This window comes from Clostridium sp. FS41, assembly GCF_000954015.1.
In the GTDB taxonomy this organism is placed as follows: Bacteria; Bacillota; Clostridia; order Lachnospirales; family Lachnospiraceae; genus Enterocloster; species Enterocloster citroniae.
Map to the genome: position 1 here is coordinate 1 of NZ_JYHN01000016.1, position 1,897 is coordinate 1,897.

Below are 1,897 nucleotides of genomic sequence, written 5' to 3' on the forward strand. Positions count from 1 at the left end.
ATTTATATGAGCGTATCAACATAGCTGGGGGTTTAAATAACAAGATTGTTTTTGGTGACACAGGTTGGGCAAGTCTACAGTCTGAAAACCCCGACAATGGGAACATGTACCGGCTGCAGCTGCAAGCGAATGGGACGATCACTGTCTATAGTTCAACGGACGGAGGGACGACTTTTAGTCCTCAGATTGCCATATTTAACAGCAGACTAAGGTTTAGCCAAACTCTTGAAGCATATGATGGAAAAAACAACCGTCCAGTCCTCAAGGTATACGATGATGGGGATGAATACAATTACGGTTCCGAGGTCATTTTGGAGGGGGGCGGCAACATGTATGTCGGCTCCGGTGAGAGTGCTACGAACCTGTATAATGCCCAGGGGATAAGCGCTGGTGAAACCATGTATCTTACATCGGATAACAGCATTGCGTTAGTGGCCAACTGCAATACAATAAGCAACCGCAAAACAGCCTACCTATCTGCATCTGCATTGTATCCGGTGGCAAACGGGACATTTACTCTGGGCACATCATCACTACGCTGGGGGCAGATATATTCCACGGCAGCCAGCATCTCCACGTCAGACCGTAACCAAAAACATGACGAGGCGGAACTGGATGAGGAGCGGGCAGCTGCGCTGATCATGGGCGCAAGGCCGGTGACCTACAAATACAATGATGGGACATCTGGACGTACCCATTGGGGCTTAATCGCGCAAGACATTGAGACACTGCTGGATGCTTTGGGGATAGATGCGGAAGACTTTGCTGGGTTTGTCAAAAGTCCAAAGGAACAGGCAGACGAACGGACCGGGGAGTTAAGCCCTGTGTTGGATAAGGATGGTAACCCTATCTATGAGTATGGGCTGCGTTATGAGGAGTTTGTGGCGCCGTTGATTAAGACGATACAGGCACAGCAACGTAAAATAGATAGCTTGGAGGAGCGGTTGTCAAGGCTTGAAAACATGATAGGAGGTGGTGCTGATGGCGTGGCAGACACCTAAGACCAACTGGAAACAGGGGGACAAGGTTAACATACAAGATTATAACCGTTGGAAAAACAATATCACTTACCTACGGGAACTGTCCCTGGAGGTATACAAGGCGTACACATTGACAGATATGGGGACGGACAAGGCCTATACAGACTATATCTATGCTGACGAAATCAATACCATAGAAGCCAATCTGGCTGCCCTGCCAGTCCATACATATCCGTTTGTGATCGGTGAGCAGCAGACGTATTATCCGAATCAGCCCACGCCAGATTATAAGGAGTTTAACCGGATTGAATCTGCTTGTCTTTTGATATACAACAACCTGACCGGGCAGATCCACGGGCGGCGCAGGCTGGCATTTACACTTGGAGGTGATAAGATTTGAAAACAGGATGGAAGGATGATGTGTTTTCGGGTGAACATAGGTTATATATCATCCATGACGCTGGAAACGGCAAGAGTTATTTAGAAGATGTGACAGAGTACACCCAGAGAGGGGATCCCCTGGGGGCATTGGAAATGGATGCAATTGGGGAGGAGGTCAATAAGATCCAATCCATGAAAAGCGTGACGATCACAGCGGCAGGATGGAGTGCTGCGGCTCCCTACACACAAACTATATCTGTAACAGGAATGACAGCCAATGACCTGCCGGTCCCGCTGCTTGATGTATCAGGGGCGACTAGCTGGGCCAATGAGAAACTGTTACGAAAGAACTATGGTTATATCTCGTTTTATGACACTGCCGCAGAGAAGATCACATTTACGTGCAAGCACATGAAACCAACACTTGATTTAGTAGTGGGTTTGAAGGGGGTGAGTTGACATGGCTAGAGGTTTTATGAGCGGAGGAGGAGCCGGTGGCGTTGACTGCGATAATGCAACGGCCACAGCAGTGGACA

The 1,897-nt window shown here is 48.5% G+C and carries 3 protein-coding genes; all 3 read left to right on the forward strand.

The window, feature by feature from the left end; translation table 11 throughout:
- The coding region (locus CLFS41_RS02045) for a tail fiber domain-containing protein (protein WP_045091312.1) at positions 1-1,001 on the forward strand (1,001 nt) is incomplete at its 5' end.
- Complete coding sequence (locus CLFS41_RS02050; protein ID WP_045091313.1) at positions 982-1,380, forward strand: hypothetical protein; 399 nt, start codon at positions 982-984, stop codon at positions 1,378-1,380. The genes CLFS41_RS02045 and CLFS41_RS02050, both read left to right, overlap by 20 nt.
- Positions 1,377-1,820 carry a hypothetical protein gene (locus CLFS41_RS02055; protein WP_045091314.1) on the forward strand — a complete coding sequence of 148 codons (444 nt, stop codon included), beginning with the start codon at positions 1,377-1,379 and terminating at the stop codon, positions 1,818-1,820. Before CLFS41_RS02050 ends, CLFS41_RS02055 begins: the two co-directional genes overlap by 4 nt.
- Positions 1,821-1,897 lie beyond the last annotated feature (77 nt).